This is a genomic window from Bacillus salacetis (genome assembly GCF_003581585.1).
Classification (GTDB): Bacteria; Bacillota; Bacilli; order Bacillales; family Bacillaceae_B; genus Rossellomorea; species Rossellomorea salacetis.
The window spans coordinates 1-1,499 of record NZ_QXIR01000079.1 but is presented as its reverse complement, the minus strand read 5'-3'; the positions used below and the strand labels follow the sequence as shown (position 1 = coordinate 1,499).

The window sequence follows — 1,499 nt, the reverse complement described above, 5'->3', positions numbered from 1 at the left end:
CTGCCCGTGGGACTTGATCCCGGCCGTTATACTGTCCACCCCCTACTTGTAGAAACATGTTTGAGGCTGGTTGGGGCATAGACCCCGCATAACAAGCGAAGCTATGACACTACAAGATAGACAGGGGCAACCGACAATCTACAAAAAGGAGATGTGATAACGTATGGATCCAGTGATTGGCCTGGATGTCGCAAAAGGAGAAAGCCAAGTTCAAGCTTTCCTGGCAAGAAAGCAACCCTTCGGGAAGACCTTTAAATTCAAGCATGATACCAGAGGATTACGTGATTTTTTTATGTTTTATAAAGAGCTGGAACTACACGCTGACTCAAATCCTGTCATTGTATTTGAGTCCACTGGGCACTATCATGAACCCGTTTTACAGTATCTTGAGGAAAGAAGGATTGTGTACTACTTAGTGAATCCCGTTGTTTCTTACGAAACGAAAAAAAGTAGTCTTCGAAAAGTGAAGTCCGATCCAGCCGATGCGAAACATTTGTGCGAGATGTACTACAAAGAGGACTTAGTTGCCTATCAAAGGAAAAGTGTTCAAACGATGAATTTGAGGAATCTATGTAGGCAACACGATTCTTTAACACGTAACTATGTACAGCTGAAACTACAGTTCCAAACAATATTGGATCAGATATTCCCTGAATACAAAGGGGTTTATAGCAATTTATACGCACCTCTTTCCTTAAAAACTTTACTCCTCTATCCTACTTCTCATGAGGTATTAAAGGTTCCATCGGATGAATTAGCTAAGGAGATGGGTGGTCTAGGAGGAAAAAGATCGAATGGTTGGTTTTATGAAAAAGCTTTGAAGTTAAAACAAGCAGCAGAACGAAATCCATTTAAGAAAACGTTGTATGACAGCCACTTGATTACATTAAAGATGTATATTCAAATGCTTCTTCAACAACGTGACTTTCTAAACGCACTAGAACAAGAGATTGATAAGTTAGCGACGGAGTTTGAGGAATATGAAATTCTAACATCAATCCCAGGAATAGGTACTAAAATAGCAGCGAATCTCATTTCAGAAATAGGCGATGTAACGCAGTTTAGTCATCCCAAGAAACTAGTTGCTTATGCAGGACTTGATCCAAGGGTATATCAATCTGGTAAGTTTACGGCTTCGATTAACCGGATTACTAAAAGAGGTTCTACGAAACTCCGTCAGACCCTCTATACGGCTGTACAGTGCGGACTAACCAATAATCGCAACATAAGAATCCGAGAGTATTATGATAAAAAAAGAAGTGAGGGCAAGCCTCACAAAGTAGCCATCATAGCTTGCGCCAACAAGCTATGGCATTGGATTTATGCCATATTAAAACATAAGCAAATGTATAATCCATAAACCAATACAAATAATTACACAACTTACAAAAACTTCAATTTAAGATCTTGAAGTTTCTTTGTCATGCACAATTTTATTATACCATCTTTGATTTAGTATGATTACTTAAAAAGTATTGACTTATATTAGCTGGTATAAT

1 protein-coding gene is annotated in these 1,499 nt (G+C 38.6%); it reads left to right on the top strand.

Going from position 1 to position 1,499, the window contains the following annotated elements; genetic code table 11:
* The first annotated feature begins 163 nt into the window (after positions 1-163).
* A complete protein-coding gene (locus tag D3H55_RS23600) occupies positions 164-1,360 on the top strand; it encodes an IS110 family RNA-guided transposase (RefSeq protein ID WP_119549768.1) in 1,197 nt (398 codons plus the stop codon).
* Positions 1,361-1,499 lie beyond the last annotated feature (139 nt).

Excerpts from the sequence above, each read along its gene's own strand:
- D3H55_RS23600 (WP_119549768.1), top strand. The coding sequence starts at position 164 with ATGGATCCAGTGATTGGCCTGGATGTCGCAAAAGGAGAAAGCCAAGTT.